General features: G+C 38.9%; 12 protein-coding genes and 1 other annotated feature. Of the genes, 5 read left to right on the forward strand and 7 right to left on the reverse strand.

Annotation, left to right across the window (positions count from 1 at the left end; translation table 11 throughout):
- Window positions 1–15: 15 nt before the first annotated feature.
- Window positions 16–111 (reverse strand) — a sequence feature (Trp leader region).
- The 7 genes from pnp to QE382_RS21215 all read right to left on the reverse strand — a co-directional run bounded on the left by pnp (window position 66) and on the right by QE382_RS21215 (window position 7,131).
- On the reverse strand, window positions 66–2,252 hold the full coding sequence (gene pnp / locus QE382_RS21185; RefSeq protein WP_307187653.1) for a polyribonucleotide nucleotidyltransferase: 2,187 nt from the start codon (window positions 2,250–2,252) through the stop codon (window positions 66–68). Its footprint overlaps the feature before it by 46 nt.
- Before the next feature lie 183 nt (window positions 2,253–2,435).
- Window positions 2,436–3,173 carry a hypothetical protein gene (locus tag QE382_RS21190; RefSeq protein ID WP_307187654.1) on the reverse strand — a complete coding sequence of 246 codons (738 nt, stop codon included), beginning with the start codon at window positions 3,171–3,173 and terminating at the stop codon, window positions 2,436–2,438.
- 346 nt (window positions 3,174–3,519) lie between these two features.
- Window positions 3,520–3,786 carry a helix-turn-helix transcriptional regulator gene (locus tag QE382_RS21195; RefSeq protein WP_442475969.1) on the reverse strand — a complete coding sequence of 89 codons (267 nt, stop codon included), beginning with the start codon at window positions 3,784–3,786 and terminating at the stop codon, window positions 3,520–3,522.
- 9 nt (window positions 3,787–3,795) lie between these two features.
- Window positions 3,796–5,043, reverse strand: a complete 1,248-nt coding sequence (locus tag QE382_RS21200) for an ATP-binding protein (protein ID WP_307188048.1) — start codon at window positions 5,041–5,043, stop codon at window positions 3,796–3,798.
- A gap of 83 nt (window positions 5,044–5,126) precedes the next feature.
- The gene (locus QE382_RS21205) at window positions 5,127–5,321 is read right to left on the reverse strand and encodes a tyrosine-type recombinase/integrase (RefSeq protein ID WP_307187655.1); all 195 of its coding nucleotides are present in this window, start codon (window positions 5,319–5,321) and stop codon (window positions 5,127–5,129) included.
- A 216-nt stretch (window positions 5,322–5,537) separates the two neighbouring features.
- Window positions 5,538–5,816, reverse strand: coding sequence for a 30S ribosomal protein S15 (gene rpsO / locus QE382_RS21210; protein ID WP_046674145.1), 279 nt, complete (start codon window positions 5,814–5,816; stop codon window positions 5,538–5,540).
- 103 nt (window positions 5,817–5,919) lie between these two features.
- Window positions 5,920–7,131 carry an acyltransferase family protein gene (locus tag QE382_RS21215; protein WP_307187656.1) on the reverse strand — a complete coding sequence of 404 codons (1,212 nt, stop codon included), beginning with the start codon at window positions 7,129–7,131 and terminating at the stop codon, window positions 5,920–5,922.
- A 250-nt stretch (window positions 7,132–7,381) separates the two neighbouring features.
- On the opposite strand from QE382_RS21215, the gene QE382_RS21220 reads away from it, so the two are divergent.
- The 5 genes from QE382_RS21220 to QE382_RS21240 all read left to right on the forward strand — a co-directional run bounded on the left by QE382_RS21220 (window position 7,382) and on the right by QE382_RS21240 (window position 16,177).
- Entirely contained in the window at window positions 7,382–8,569 is a 1,188-nt protein-coding gene (locus QE382_RS21220; RefSeq protein ID WP_307187657.1) for an ROK family protein, read from the forward strand.
- Between the two features lie 3 nt (window positions 8,570–8,572).
- The gene (locus QE382_RS21225) at window positions 8,573–11,893 is read left to right on the forward strand and encodes a SusC/RagA family TonB-linked outer membrane protein (protein ID WP_307187658.1); all 3,321 of its coding nucleotides are present in this window, start codon (window positions 8,573–8,575) and stop codon (window positions 11,891–11,893) included.
- A 4-nt stretch (window positions 11,894–11,897) separates the two neighbouring features.
- Complete coding sequence (locus tag QE382_RS21230; RefSeq protein ID WP_307187659.1) at window positions 11,898–13,475, forward strand: SusD/RagB family nutrient-binding outer membrane lipoprotein; 1,578 nt, start codon at window positions 11,898–11,900, stop codon at window positions 13,473–13,475.
- A gap of 72 nt (window positions 13,476–13,547) precedes the next feature.
- A complete protein-coding gene (locus QE382_RS21235; RefSeq protein WP_307187660.1) occupies window positions 13,548–14,984 on the forward strand; it encodes an alpha-L-fucosidase in 1,437 nt (478 codons plus the stop codon).
- 158 nt (window positions 14,985–15,142) lie between these two features.
- Window positions 15,143–16,177: a sialidase family protein gene (locus tag QE382_RS21240; protein ID WP_307187661.1), complete on the forward strand. Its 1,035-nt coding sequence runs from the start codon at window positions 15,143–15,145 to the stop codon at window positions 16,175–16,177.
- Window positions 16,178–16,340: the final 163 nt, after the last annotated feature.

A 16,340-nucleotide genomic window follows, 5' to 3' on the forward strand; every position in this document is an offset into this window, starting at 1 on the left:
TGAAACGAGTAGAACATAAAAAAGCCCGCGTAAAGCGGGCTTTTCTTATCTATTGCCTAACAGGTTTATTCCTGACCAGCACCAGCTACAGGAGCTTCGCCAGCAGGCTTATCCTGTTTTGGCTTGTCTTCTCTTGGCGGGCGCGGTAATAATGCTTTACGTGAAAGCTTCATCTTACCTTGTTTGTCAATGTCCAACAATTTTACAGTGACTTTATCCCCTTCTTTGAAGATACCGTCCATTGTTTCAAGACGCTTCCAGTCGATTTCAGAGATATGCAATAAACCATCTTTACCTGGCATGATTTCAACGAACGCACCAAATGCCATGATGGATTTCACCTTACCTTCGTAAGTTTCTCCAATCTCAGGTTTAGAAGCAATCGCTTTGATACGGCCTACAGCATCATCTATAGCAGCTTTATTATCGGCAAAAACCTGAACAACACCTTTATTATCAACTTCTTCAATTGAAATCGTAGCACCAGTTTCACGTTGCATCTCTTGGATAATTTTACCACCAGGTCCGATTACAGCACCAATAAATTCTTTGTCGATCAACAATTGAACGATGCGTGGCGCATGAGGTTTGTAATCTTCACGAGGAGCATCAATGGTTTTCTTCATCTCGCCTAAAATGTGTAAACGCGCTTCTTTTGCTTGATCCAACGCTTGCGTCAAGACCTCCCATTTCAAACCATTGATTTTTAAGTCCATTTGACAGGCAACGATACCCTTTTCAGTTCCCGTTACTTTAAAGTCCATATCTCCCAAATGATCTTCATCACCTAAGATATCCGATAAGATCGCATATTTACCAGTTTTCTCATCAGAAATTAATCCCATGGCAATACCCGAAACTGGAGCTTTTAATTTCACACCAGCATCTAAAAGCGCTAATGTACCGGCACATACCGTTGCCATAGAAGACGAGCCATTTGATTCTAGGATATCAGAAACTACACGGATAGTATACGGATTTTCATTGTCTGCCGGAAGAACCTGTTTCAATGAGCGCATAGCTAAGTTACCGTGACCAACTTCACGACGACCCGGACCTCTGTTAGGTCTGACCTCACCTGTAGAGAATGCAGGGAAGTTGTAGTGAAGAATAAATTTATTGTAACCGTTGATAAAAGCACCATCGATCATTTGCTCATCATCTTTAGCACCCAAAGTAACCGAAGTCAATGATTGTGTTTCGCCACGTGTGAATACAGCCGAACCGTGCGCAGCAGGCAAGTAATCTACTTCAGACCAGATTGGACGAACTGTACGTACGTCACGACCATCTAAACGGATTCCTTCGTCCAATACAAGATTACGAACAGCATCATACTGCACATCGTGGAAATATTTCTTAAACAAGAACGCTGTATCATCATCCAATTCCTCAGGCATTGTTGCTCTATATTCTTCTGCAATTTTCGCAAAACTTTCAGAACGGTCATGTTTGGTAGATGCTGATTTTGCAATAGCATACACTTTATCGTAAGTAGCTGCAAAGATTGAATCCCTCAATTCAAGGTTTTCAGGCTCATGGTTATACTCACGTTTAACTGTTTTACCTACCAGATTCGCCAATTCTACCTGAGCTGCAACTTGCTTTTTGATTGCTTCGTGTGCAAAAGCAATTGCTTCTACCATTTCAGCTTCAGAAATTTCTTTTGCTTCACCTTCAACCATGCCGATATCTTGCGCAGAACCAGCAACGATAAATTCTAAAGTTGCATTTTCAAGTTCAGATAATTTTGGATTGATCACCAATTGGCCATCAATTTTTGCTACACGAACTTCTGAGATAGGGCCATTGAAAGGAATATCAGATACTGCGATCGCCGCAGAAGCAGCCAAGCCTGCTAAGGCGTCAGGCATAATATCTTTATCTGCAGAAATTAAGCTAATCGCCACTTGAGTATCTGCATGATAATTTTCAGGGAACAGAGGACGCAATGCACGGTCTACCAAACGGGAGATCAACACCTCATAGTCTGACAATCTAGCTTCGCGACGTAAGAAACCACCTGGAATACGGCCAGTTGCCGCATATTTTTCTTGATAATCTACAGATAAAGGTAAAAAATCGACACCAGATTTAGCTTCTTTAGCAGAAACGACTGTTGCTAGCAACATCGTATTGCCTTGTTTTAATACTACAGCACCATCAGCTTGCTTTGCCAATTTCCCTGTAGACAATTCGATCTGGGTGCCATTACCCATATCGATGGTTGTTTTAATTTCGTTGTAATTCATTTAATCTTGTTTGCGACATGCTTTTCGTCTTGTTGGCAGCATGCCAATATTTTAAATACATTAGATTTCAGCACAAAGGTAAATTAAAATATTAAGATTAGTGCAATTAACAGCAGGCTAAATACGCAAATACTATCTATCAATTCAATTTTTATTTTCGGTTCCCAAAATGTGCCTTATACCTTACATAAGCTGAAAAGCTGCTAAAATCGAAGCTGGATTAAAATCTATTTCATTGAGCACATTTGACCGATAGCTTCCCTTTTCCAGATACAGCATAGTAAATCCCACAAATATTGAACTACCGACAAAATCGTTACATTTAATGGTCAAGTTTTTTGCCGGTATCACATTCTCTTTATACTTAACATCGTATTCCCATTCTACCCCTTTTATTTCTGTGAGCTCAAACTCATCAAAATCCAATGAGAAGGCATGAAATTTGAATACCACTGCATTGCATTTGCCAGGAAGGACCAGCGCTCTTTTGATATCAAACTCCGGGAATGATATTTTAAGATCTTTCTTCTTGTTCATGGAAACTGCAGGATCGATAAAAAAATAATCTTGCATGTGGCAGTTTTCGTTGAACTGAAAATTCACCAACCTATCCAATATGCTGTTGCTCAGTGTACGGCTACCTTTATCCGAATCGAGGTTTGTCTTTATTGCACGATAGATCTGCCTATTTAGCCGATTGCCCATCTGCCCGTCATGAAGCCCTTGATGTATTTCGCCAAAACACATCCGTATTAGTGCACCGGCACGGCTTACATTTCCAAAATCCTTACCTGCCCGCTTGGTATCGTCCGTCTGTTTGACACGATGTGGCCTGCTCTGCAGGTAGTTTTTGTTGCCAACTTTTCTATTTACCAGCGGGCCAACTAGGCCCCTGATAAATCCATTATCATTTATTCCCATACCTAAAGATACCACAGCGAGCACCTACAAACAAGCATGTTGTTGATTTTTAATAAATTACGAATGCGAGTAAAATGACAATTATAAATATTGCAATTTTCAAGGGACTTTGTTGTAAATTGCTTATGGACAAGTTCGCCTCAAGTTCGCCCCCCTCTTGACTTGTAAAAAACATACAGGCACAGTGAGAGCAGCTTAAAAGGTGGACTCAACGTGGACTCACTGTACACTCAAACTGCCTACAGGGCAAACTTGGTAATAACTTGGTCTTAACTTGCCCCCTATCAAAGGGCTCTTCCAGCCGAAGCCCGAAGCTAAAGTAACCCATCCCGCTATACTCCATTTCTTATTTCAATTTTCTGTCTTTTTCGACTAATATTTGCACGGCTACGCTATCACGCTTAGCCTCGGGACAGAAGCTGACCATCCCTTTTCCTTCTTCAGTAAGTATAGGAATCCCTGCTTGTTCCAATGCTTTAATGTCCCTATAAATAGTTCTCTTACTTATAGAAAATCTGTCTGCTAATTCGGAAGCCGTTATTAAACGCTTGGTTTGTAACTGAGTTAAAATTGCCGTAAGCCTTGAAATTCGCTTTAAATCTTTATCGTCTATATTTTGTCTTTACAATTCAAGCAACCAGTTAAACACATTCAGATGTTTAACTCCATTCCGGTCTTGTGTAAATGAGTCTGTAGTTAGTAAATATTTCGGGTAGTTGTCATTAATTTTCTCCAATGAGCCAAATTCACGTTCTACGTTCTCTTCATTGGACATTTCCCAAGCTACCTGATAATATGCTATTTCGCCTTTGGGTGTTCTGCTCACAAAATCTACTTCTGCATTTCGTGCTGTACCTGTCCAAATTTTATTGCCTCTACGTAACAGTTCCAGATAAACAATATTTTCCAAAATGTGTCCTCTGTCTGTAGTGCGCTCCTTACCTGTTAAGACGTTGAGCAAACCTGCATCGACCAAATAGTATTTTTCCTGAGTAGCTAATTGCTTCCTTCCTTTCAAATCAAAACGGTTTACTTTATAAAACACAAAACTTGCTGTTAGATATTCTAGATACCTTTCTACTGTTGTGTTATGGGTGGTTTGTCCGTCCTGTTTTAAGGTTTTAGCAATATTACCAGGCGAAAGCGGATTTCCAATATTGGAAGCTACGAATTTCACAATATTACCAAAAGCGCGTTTATCGTAAATCTGATGACGTTGGGTAATGTCCTTTTCAACAATGGTGGTGTAAATGGCTTCGAGATATTCTTGGATAATATCGTAACCACCTTCACGCAATTCAACGCCTTTGGGCAAAGACGTTTCATTGATGTAATCAAAGAAAAGAGCTTCATAGTTGAGGTATTTATTCGATGTATCAATATCTCTTGCTGTTAAATATTCTTTGAACGAAAAGGGCAAAATAGAAATTTCTATGTATCGTCCACTCAATAAAGTTGCTAGTTCTCCTGACAACAAAAAAGCATTTGACCCTGTAATGTAAACGTCTATATTTGGCTTTACAAATAATCCATCCACCAAACGCTCAAACTCGTTGACGTTTTGGATTTCATCTAAAAAAACATAGCTTGGTTTTGACAAATCTAAATTTCCGATAATGTGTGCGTACAAACCATCTAAATCGTTGAGAAATTTACGCAGTTCAAAATCTTCAAAGTTCAGAAATACAATTTGACTTGCAGGTACACCCATTTCCACTAATGTTTGACGATATAATTCAAATAAGGTGCTTTTCCCGCTTCTGCGTAATCCACTAACTACTTTGATAAGATCTTTATCTTTATAGGCTAATAATTTAGACAGGTATTCTTTGCGGTTTGTGTAATTTCTCCTAGTGCAAAGGTATCCAATAAATCATTAAAACTTTCATTACTTACAAGTTTTAATGATTTTAATGGTTTTTATCAATTATCAACTTATAGAAATACTAGAATTTAAGATTTATTAAAACCCATAGAAAAAGTAAATTTTACAATTTTTGGATATACCTGTGTTTGCTGTACGGTAGCGTGGTCAAGCAACTTACATACATACTCTATCCTCATACCGTTGTTCAGTACATTGGTAGCAAATGTATGTCGGCTCAAATGAAAGTGCAGGTTAAACGGCAGTTTTAAATGCTCGCCCACTTTCTTTAGGTGTACATCGCCTAAGCGAACTTTTGAACTCAGCTGATCGCATTGTTAGCGAAGCAACCCGCGTATAAAATGTATACATTTATTACAATACTTCGCTAAGATATCCGTGCCGAATTTTGCTAAAAATAAGAGTACCTCATTTTTGTATAAATACAAAAAAAGCCATCCAAAAATTGGATGGCTTTCTTAACACCTTTGTATAAAAGCTTATTTGATAATATCACGTAGACCTAGACCTTTAATGATCGCACGGTAACGGTTGATATCTTTTTTGTAAAGATAAGCTAATAATGAACGACGTTTACCTACTAACATTTGTAGGGCACGTTGTGTACCGAAATCTTTTCTGTTTTTTTTCAAGTGCTCAGTTAAGTGAGCAATTCTCTTAGTGAATAAAGCAACTTGACCTTCAGTAGATCCTGTGTTTGTAGCTGATCCAGCAAATTCTGCGAAGATGTCAGCTTTGTACTCTTTACTTAAATACATTTCCTGAATAATATTAAAGCGTTAAAAATTTTATTAATTGGCTGCAAAGATAGCAAAAGTATTTGGTTGCCAAAATATTTAACAAGCAAAGTTTCAGATGCTATTATACCTTTACATAGATCTTTTTCTTATCCAACCAATAGCAGATTACCCACATCAACGTCAGAAAGCAGAGCGAATAAACAAAAGAGCCAACTTCTGGGATTCCAGGTATTTTCGCGCAAACATATTTATAGAACCATGCGAAAGCATCAATGTATTGTTGTGTTCCGTCATCCTTAACGCCGTCTGGGATACGGAATAGACCTAAAAAGCGTGGAAGAATACCGCTCAATACAAAGATGAATAGCGGATTTTTACCAAAAACATCAAAAAATTGTGTCAATTTATTTCTTACACCCTGCACCTCGATAAACCAGATCATACCACCTATCGTCATGGTTGCTAAACCAGTTGTATAGAGCACATACGAACTCGTCCATATTTTTTTATTGATCGGAAAGCCTAATGCCCATATCCACGCCAATACGACCAAAATAAATCCGGTCACAAACATCCCCGCCAACAATTTAAAATGCGGTTCGTTCGAAGCGGGAACTTTCTTCCACAGCCAGTCCACCTGACCTTGTTTTTTAATAAATACACCAACTAAATATCCAAACACGACCTGTACTATGGTAGGCAAGGTACTCATCAGACCTTCAGGATCAAACGGCACCCCCTCCCCTTTGTAAACATGCGGTAAACCCAAAATGGCGATATCATACTTTGTACCGAACCAGCCGTCCAAGCTATAAGGATCTGCTCCTCCAGCTATTGCACATATTGCCCAATATAACAACAGTATAATTGCAGAGATCCAGATAATCATTTTTTCTTTAAAATAATAAGCGAGAATCGATGCAAGGCAGTAGGCTACAGCAATACGTTGCAATACACCGAAGATACGAATACCCCGAGTTGGATCAGTTCCGTCAACCCATTGTTTAAATACCAGTTCAGCCGCCTCCCACTTGACGAAGGGCCACCAGTTGATAAACAGCCCGATGGCAAAAATCAAAACTGTGCGCTTAAGGACTTTTTTCCAAAAGACAGCCGGACCAGCTTCCTGCAACCGGGGTATCACAAACGACATGGCATTACCAACTGCAAAAAGAAAAAAAGGAAAAACCAGGTCTGTAGGCGAGCAACCATGCCATTCTGCATGTTTTAGCGGAGCAAACATATGAGCCCATGTCCCCGGATTATTCACCATAATCATCAGTGCCACAGTAGCTCCACGAAAGACATCCAAGGAGTAATAGCGTTGTTTCATAATCAGATACTATAATTAGAAGGTAAATATAAGCTATTTGATATTCACTTTTATGCTTAATCTACATATAAGAGGCATAAACAGGAGTTCTTTGGTGACAAGCTTGTTACAATCTCTAGCAGCTTTTATCCCGTAAAAAATAAAGAAATCAAAACTTTTTAAAAAAAAACAAAAAGTTTTTGGAACTTACTTTTTTTTTAACATATCTTTAACGAAAGTTTAACCGACTTCTACCAACCATTCATTTACAATGGAAAACGAGATATTAATAAACCTTTATGTTGAATCGATGCTATCAATTGCTGATCTTGCTAAAAAGATAGCAAAAAGCACTCCCTCTGTAACTAAGGTTGTTAATCAGTTAATTGAGCAAAATATAATTGTTGAATGTGGATTTGCAGAGTCAACTGGTGGACGCCGACCGATTCAATATACAATAAACGAAAACTCAGACAACTATATCCTATCAATCGCATGCGATCAGTATTTTACTACAATCTCGATTTCTGATTTGCAGAATAAGGTGATTGCAGAATATCGCGATATAGCAGTAGAATTAAAGGAAAAATCCTCGCTGGATACCATATTAAAGCGTGCGGAAGAATTAATCCAAAAATCTACAATATCACTTAAAAACTTCATCGGCATTGGGGTGAGTATACCTGGATTTGTCAACAGCGAATTAGGCATAAATGAATCTTACCCCAAAGCTCATGGTCTATTTAATCTTAAGCGTAATATTGAGAAAAGATTTAATATACCAACTGTGATAGAGAATGATTCTCGATGTATTGCGTTGGCAGAAAAACAATTGGGAATAGCAAAAGACATCACGAGCTCTTTAATTATTAACCTTAACTGGGGTGTTGGACTGGGGATAATCATCAATAACACTATATTTAAAGGAACAGCCGGATACGCGGGTGAATTTAGCCACATCCCATTAGCAGATAACCAAATGCTCTGTTCTTGCGGCAAAAGGGGTTGCCTAGAAGTTGTAGCCTCACTCAATGCTGCTATAAAATATGTCGAGAATGATATTGAGAATGAGCAATATTCAATTTATAGCACTTTTATAAATAGTAACGACAATAAACTTGAAGCATTGTTTGATTCGATCAGAGTAGGTGATCAAGTTGCTATAAATAATATAGGAAAAATTGGCTATATGCTTGGAAAAGGTATTTCGACTTTAATACATATTTTAAATCCGAAACAGATATTGATCAGCGGCCGTGGCGCTGAAGTTGGTCACATATTAGAACCGCATATTCAAATTGCGCTAAATGAATTTTGCATACCCGAGATTGCCAAAACAACACATTTGGCAATCTCTGAACTTCATAAAGATGCGCAAATAAAAGGTACAATGTGCCTTGTTGTAGAAAACCTAATACACCGAATATTTAAATCTAATTACACACAAATTAATCAGTAGAATATGAGTCTATTTTACAAAAAAACTGCAGGATTAGCGCTATGCACACTTTTTAGTGCGACATCGCTTTATGCGCAGCAAAGCATTTCTGGAATAGTTTCAGATGCGAAGGGACCTGTATCCGGGGCAACAGTTTCCGTAAAAGGAACAGCTCGCGGTACGCAAACCGGAAGTAATGGGTCGTTTACGATCCAAGCATCGCCGGGCGAAGTCTTACGGGTATCTATTGTTGGATACAAATCACAAGAAATAACTGTTGGTTCTTCAAAAACACTTAATATCAAATTAACAGAAGATGCATCCGCTTTGGACGAAGTTGTGGTTACTGCATTGGGTATTAAAAGAGCTCCGAAAGAACTCGGTTATGCCATGTCAACTGTTGACTCAAAAGAACTGACCAAAACTGGATCTCCTAACTTTGCCGGGGCACTTTATGGCAAGGCGCCAGGTGTACGTATCGCAGCTGCACCAGGAGGAGCTACTTCAGGTATAAATATAAATATACGCGGTACAAATTCAATTACAGGGAGTTCACAACCGCTTGTTATCATCGATGGGGTTCCGATGCGTCAAAGCACTTTTAACAACAGTGACTACTGGGGCGATCAACGTTCACGTGGTAATGGACTGGAAGATCTCAATCCTGAAGATATCGAAAATATTTCGATTCTTAAAGGTGCTTCTGCTGCCGCCCTATACGGATCAGAAGCACTGAACGGTGTTGTCATGGTGACAACTAAATCTGGAAAAGGAGGGAAAGGATTCTCCATAGACTTTAATGCAACGTACACGCATGATCAAATTGCCTATCTACCTAGGTTCCAAGATGTGAGGGGACCAGGATATAGCAGAGAATATTCTAATCAAGGACAAGCAGAAGATAAATTTTTCTATTACGGTGCTGACCGTGCAATTGACGGCGTGAATAGAGGAGTATTAGGTACATCACTAAATTTTGGCCCAAAATTCGATGGTCAGCCAATTATTTCATGGGATGGAAAAGTTCGTCCCTATGTTGCTCAAAAATCTTACGATAAACTATTTAATAACCCGAACAATACTATTGTAAATTTTGCTTTAGGACATTCAACAGAAAATTCTAATTTTCGCTTCTCGTTGACGCGCCAAGACAACCAGATGACATCATTGGATTCGTATAACAAGAAGAATATTGCCAATTTAGGTGGTAGTTTTAAATTATGGCAAAAACTAACTACTGATGTTACTGTAAATTTCGTCAATCAGCATACACATAATAGACCTTTTTTGACAGATCGTCTGATCAACAACTTTACAGGCATGATCTCCACATTTGATAACCCCGAATGGTATCTTGATAAGTATCAAACAAGTTTAGGTTATAAGTTTGTCGTTGATGGCCCTACAGCACAAAGCTTGACACCGGATGAAAACCTAAGATATAATGGTTATAAAACAGATGTTTTAGACTATATGTGGAATGTGAAGGCAAAGAAATATGACGAATATTCAAATCGCCTTATAGGTTCATTTACGAACACTTACCAAATAACAAGTGATCTATCCTTACGTGCTCGATTTTCAGCAGATGTTACGGGGGGACGAATTGAAGATAAGCAACCAAATGAAAAGCCTCTCGCTTTTGAGAACACTGGGTTTTATTCAATAAAGAATCAAAACGCAAATATCTACTATGCGGATTTCCTAGCTTCATATAGTAAACAGGTAACACAAGATATAAAATTAGGGGCAATAGTAGGTTATACTGCAACGAAGACACTAAGCACTGATGTCGAAGCTGCTACAAGCGGCGGTCTTAGTGTAAGAAATTGGTTTGACGTGAATTCATCTGTAAATTTAAGCAGAGGATATAGTGTCAAGCGAAATAGGCTCCAAGATGCTTTGTTTGGGACATTAAATTTTAATCTTAAAAACTATTGGTTTGTAGAAGGAACGCTAAGAAGAGAAGTCGTATCAACTATGCATCCAGATCGTAATACGCTTTATTATCCTTCTGTCAACTCTAGTTTAATTCTTTCCGAGGCATTTCATCTTCCAGAAGCTTTCAATTATGCGAAATTAAGAGGGTCTTTCGGTATTGTGGGTAAATATCCAGATATATACAAAAGTGCATTAAGTTATACACAAAATTCACTCGGAATTCAAGGTACATCTCTTCCGGTACTCTATACAAACGTTCCTACATCAAGTTTCGGAAATGAATTGATTAAACCAGAAAATAAACACGAATTTGAATTCGGGCTTGAAACAAAGATGTTTAACAATAGATTTGGTGTAGATCTCACTTATTATAATGGAAAAATTGTCAATCAAATACTAGACTTTACACTTCCGATTTCCTCAGGAGCCTCATCTATTCTTGCAAACGTAGGAACATTGAGAAATAAAGGCTGGGAATTTGCTATAACAGGTGTACCGGTCCAGACACAAAGCTTTAAGTGGAATTCGGTATTAAATTTTGCCTCAAATAAAAACGTTGTAGAGAAGCTACCTGGGTCTGACTCAAAACTTCTTATAAAAGATTATGACGGTAACGCTGCACAGTTAATCGCAGTGGTGGGACAATCAATGGGAGACATTATGGTTCACCCAAATGTAATTCATCCAAATGGACAAAAAGTCGTATCTGATAATGGTCTATATAAACTAGATGCTGACAATTGGATAAAAGCCGGTAATGCGATGCCTAAGCTAACTGGTGGTTTTATCAATACGTTTACTTATAAAAATTTCACACTAGACGCATTGGTCGATTTTAGATGGGGTGGACAAGTTATGCCAACCGGAATAAACTGGATGAATAGCCGTGGCTTACTGGAAGAAACTTTAACTGCAATGGATACTGAACATGGGGGGCTAAGCTATTATCTTTCCAATGGCAAGGGAATAGCAACTAGCGGATCTTCAGGGCCAAACGGTGAGAAGGTCTTTAACGATGGTATGTTAATGCAAGGTGTACTAAGTGATGGTTCAGAAAATACAAACATTATATCGCAAGCCTACTACTATGCTCAAACATACAACTGGGGAGGACCTCAGTATTCTAATGCTAACTATGGACTATATGTGAAAGATAACAATTATATCAAAATGCGTGAACTTTCATTCGGTTATAGACTGCCATCTTCAGTTACCTCTAAATTAAAAGCTAAAAACATTCAAATTTCCGCTTTTGGTCGTAATCTATTCTTTTTGTATAGAAGCATAAAAGATTTAGATCCTGAACAAATGACAGGAGGATCATATTGGGCAAATCAAGTATCAAATGCTGGTACTAGCCCTGCAACAAGAACTTATGGTTTAATGCTAAGAGCAAGTTTCTAAATTTATGAAAATTAATAAATATTTTGTGATCGCTGGCCTATGTACAGCTTCACTAGCATCAGTAACATCTTGTAAAAAAACATCTTTTGATGAACTCTACCGTGATCCATCAAAAGTTACTGAAACAACTATAGAAAAACAGTTTACTGGTATATTGTATACATATCGCGAGTTAGTTATTCCAACATACAGAAATTACTTTGTAACACTTGCACCAACAATTCACCGCTATATTCAGACTATTGGATGGCAAAATTCTGACGAACAACTAACACCGGGAGCGGCCGCTATTACAGATCGCTGGGAAAGATATTATCAAGGTTTAGCACAATTCAGAGAATTTGAGAAAGTTTATAATGCTTCCTCTGAGTCAGAGAAAAAGGATAAAAAAATATTCTATCTAGCTGCAAAAATATTCTTTTATGATATGACTCAACAACAGGTTGATCTACATGGCGACATTCCTTGGTCAGATGCAGGAAAATTGAGTACTAACGGGGGTGATTATAGAATTTCATATCCGAAGTATGATAAAGCTACCGATATTTATACGGCTATGTTAGATGATCTAAAATCAATTAGCAGCGAACTTAATAATATTAGTGTAGGAGCAGGAATTTTGACTGGATTCAAAAACCAAGACTTAATTAACTCTGGATCAATAGACCTATGGAAAAAATATTGTAACTCGCTTCGCCTTCGTATGTTGACAAGAGTTGGACAAACTCAAGCATTTTCTTCCCGTTCCAATCAGGAAATTGCAGATATTATTAATAATTCCACTTTAGTGTTAGATAATAAAGACAACATTCAAGTAGATATATTTGATATTGCTACAGACATCAATTCTAAAGGATTTAGAGATGCGCTTGAAGGTAATAACAATATAGCGGGAAAAGTGATGATTGATGATATGGTTACTAAAGCTGATCCTAGATTACCATATATGTTTGAACCAGGTGGTGGAGCAAATGGGAAATACATAGGGTTGGATCCATCGCTTCCGTCAGCAAGCCAAGCTGAATTGCTTATTAACACAACAGCAAATCCAAGCAAGATTGCTACATATAACAGATCTACTTATTCTAGAAATCAAACTTTTCCTGGTATATTAATGACTGCCTCGGAAGTCAAATTTTTAATTTCTGAGTTTAAATCACGTACTGGAAATGATGCTGATGCGAAAGCTTCTTTTGAAGAGGGGATTAAATTATCCATTGCAATGCAACAAAATTTACGAACAAAGAGCAATAACGATGAGGTTGCCGCTCCTTCAGCCCCTACGACAGAACAAATTAATAAATATATTACAAATGTCGGTTGGAGCGGTAATAAGATACAACTTATTGCAATGCAAAAATGGTTACATTTTAACATCATTCAGTCTGTAGAAAATTGGTCTGAATTAAGAAGACTTGACTATCCAATCTTGAGTTTCCGTGTTGCACCTTCAGATAGGCAAAAAACTGTACCAGTAAGATGGAATATTGCACAGTCAGAATTATCTAATAACAGTACTAACTATAGCGCTGTAAAAGATCAAGACAACGTCAATAATAAACTATTTTGGGACGTTAACTAACGCCATTTCACGCTTAATTATAGAAAGCCACCTTAGGTGGCTTTCTTTTTATCACTTTCACTATATTTATACATGCAAAAACTAAAAACTATTATATTCACTGCGTTGATCGCTTCAAGCGCAACACTAGCGTTCGGCCAGGCACATAACGTATCTGCCGGCTACCAAAAACCGACAGATCCATTAGTGATTGAAAATCTCGAACAATGGCAAGATATGAAGTTTGGACTTTTCATGCACTGGGGAACGTATAGCCAATGGGGAATTGTTGAAAGCTGGAGCTTGTGCCCGGAAGACGAAGGCTGGACACAACGAAAACCAGAGCATGGAGCGACCTACAACGCGTATGTAAAAAATTACAACAATCTACAGACTACCTTCAATCCTACCGATTTTAACCCACAAAAGTGGGCCGATGCCGCTAAAAGCGCCGGAATGAAATATGTGGTCTTCACCACCAAACATCACGATGGATTCGCGATGTTCGACACTAAGGAGTCCGATTATAAGATCACATCTTCTAAAACGCCGTTTTCGACGAATCCGAAAGCAAATGTGACCAAAGAAATTTTTAATACATTTCGCAACGATGGTTTTAAAATCGGTGCATATTTTTCAAAACCTGATTGGCATACAGATTTTTACTGGTGGAGTTACTTTCCCCCAAAAGACCGTAATGTAAACTATGATCCTCAAAAACACCCGGATCGCTGGGAAAAATTCAAAAACTATACCTATAACCAGATCAACGAATTAACCTCAGAATACGGAAAAGTTGATATTCTTTGGTTAGATGGAGGCTGGGTACGCCCTTTTAAAACAATTGATCAGTCTGTCGATTGGCAAAGAACAATCAAAGTGGAACAAGATATCGACATGGACCGCATCGGTCATATGGCGAGAAAAAATCAACCCGGCATTATTGTCGTAGATCGTACTGTACCCGGAAATTGGGAAAATTATGTTACCCCCGAACAAGCGATTCCTGAACATCCTTTGGATATTCCATGGGAAAGCTGCATTACAATGGGTGATTCGTTCAGCTATGTTCCCAACGACAACTACAAACCAACCAAGAAGCTTGTCGAAACATTGGTGAAGATTATTTCCCGTGGCGGAAACTACCTATTAAACATAGCGCCCGGCCCTAATGGAGACTACGATCAGGCAGCTTACGATCGCCTGAACGAACTGGCTGCCTGGATGAAAATCAATCAAACTGCCGTGTTTGCAACACGGACGATTGCCCCATATCACCAAGGTGACTACTACTACACCCGAAGCAAGGACAGTAAAGTGGTCAATGTATTCCATCTTTCTGAAGGTGATACTTACCAACAGCCCAATGAATATATTTTCGAATTACCTGATAATTTCAATGTAAAAAAGATCGCTATTTTAGGTCATAAAGGTAAATTGGACTGGTCTCAACGTGGTAACCAAATTACGTTGAGAAGCCCCGCTACACGATTTAACTATGCTACTGCAATCCAATTGCAAAGCAAATAGAATAAAATTGCGCTGAATTAAATTCAGCGCAATTTTATCATTTCACAAAGTCAGCAGTTATGAGTCATCGCCTGTACATTTTGGCCCCCAAACTTCTGTACAGGAAAAAGAAAATGATACTTAAAGCAACAATTTAGTTTTTTTAACCGTCAATTCCAATGAAAAAAATCACCGTACTTTCGACACTATTCGCGCTGCTCCTATCTTCTTGCGCCACCTACAAACCACAAATTCTCCGTTCAGAACAAATTTTCCACGCAGGTGAGGTTCCATTCAAGCAATGTCATGCATCTACAATTCAAGTCATCGGAAAAGACAGCTTATTGGCGGCCTGGTTTGGCGGCACACACGAATCTAACCCCGACGTGGTTATCTGGAGCTCCCTATATCACCATGGGCAATGGCAGCCTCCTGTACAGATTGCAGATGGAATCCTTGGCGACAACCGCTTTCCATCATGGAACCCGGTCTTCTATCAATACCCCCACAGTGACACCCTCTCTTTGTATTATAAAATAGGGCCCAACCCCAGAGAATGGAAAGGCTATGTCAAACATTCGCTCAATAAAGGAACAAGCTGGTCAGCAGCGCAACAATTGCCTGAAGGTATATTAGGACCTATCAAAAACAAACCACTCACCTTGAAAAACGGATTGCTTCTCTCCCCTTCCAGCACGGAGTCCAAGGAGGAAATCTGGAAAGCTCATCTAGAAATTAGCCGGGATCATGGCCGCTCCTGGTCCGTCAGTCCGATTCGCCCTGATACCAGCATCCAGGTGATTCAGCCCAGTGTGATCCAACACACAGATGGACGCATTCAGGTGCTCTGTCGAAGTAAAGAAAATAAGGTAATGGCGGCTTTTTCAAGAGATCAGGGCCTTACCTGGGGACCGTGGCAAGCAACCAATCTACTCAACCCAAATTCAGCAACTGATGCTATCCGTCTGAAAAATGGCCTCTTTATGATCGTCTTCAACCCGTCAATCGCTGGCAACGACTGGTGGGAAGGACGCACAAAACTCCATGTCGCCATATCGAAGGATGGTTTACTGTGGAAAGATGTCTTAACCCTAGAAGATGGTGTCAAGAACGACGAGTATTCTTATCCAACAATCATTCAGGACGCCAATGGTCTTATCCATATTACCTATACGTGGAACAGGAAAAGTATTAAGCATATTGTGCTCAGGTAACTTTCTTGAGCAGAAACAGCAGCAGTAGATCCGACCAGGAAGCCAAGCTATCGATACAGCAAAAAGAGACTGTCTAACATTTAATCTGAATCGCTGTGGATCGAATTTTCGAAATAGTACAGGAGTTTGAAATGACACAGTAGGTAGTTTCAACGAACAACAT

Origin of the sequence: Sphingobacterium zeae, from assembly GCF_030818895.1 — a bacterium.
GTDB classification, from domain to species: Bacteria; Bacteroidota; Bacteroidia; order Sphingobacteriales; family Sphingobacteriaceae; genus Sphingobacterium; species Sphingobacterium zeae.

Bases quoted from the DNA above. Each gene is read 5' to 3' on its own strand.
- pnp (WP_307187653.1), bottom strand. From the start codon at position 2,252: ATGAATTACAACGAAATTAAAACAACCATCGATATGGGTAATGGCACC.
- QE382_RS21190 (WP_307187654.1), bottom strand. From the start codon at position 3,173: ATGGGAATAAATGATAATGGATTTATCAGGGGCCTAGTTGGCCCGCTG.
- rpsO (WP_046674145.1), bottom strand. From the start codon at position 5,816: ATGTATTTAAGTAAAGAGTACAAAGCTGACATCTTCGCAGAATTTGCT.
- QE382_RS21215 (WP_307187656.1), bottom strand. From the start codon at position 7,131: ATGAAACAACGCTATTACTCCTTGGATGTCTTTCGTGGAGCTACTGTG.
- QE382_RS21220 (WP_307187657.1), top strand. From the start codon at position 7,382: ATGGAAAACGAGATATTAATAAACCTTTATGTTGAATCGATGCTATCA.
- QE382_RS21225 (WP_307187658.1), top strand. From the start codon at position 8,573: ATGAGTCTATTTTACAAAAAAACTGCAGGATTAGCGCTATGCACACTT.
- QE382_RS21230 (WP_307187659.1), top strand. From the start codon at position 11,898: ATGAAAATTAATAAATATTTTGTGATCGCTGGCCTATGTACAGCTTCA.
- QE382_RS21235 (WP_307187660.1), top strand. From the start codon at position 13,548: ATGCAAAAACTAAAAACTATTATATTCACTGCGTTGATCGCTTCAAGC.
- QE382_RS21240 (WP_307187661.1), top strand. From the start codon at position 15,143: ATGAAAAAAATCACCGTACTTTCGACACTATTCGCGCTGCTCCTATCT.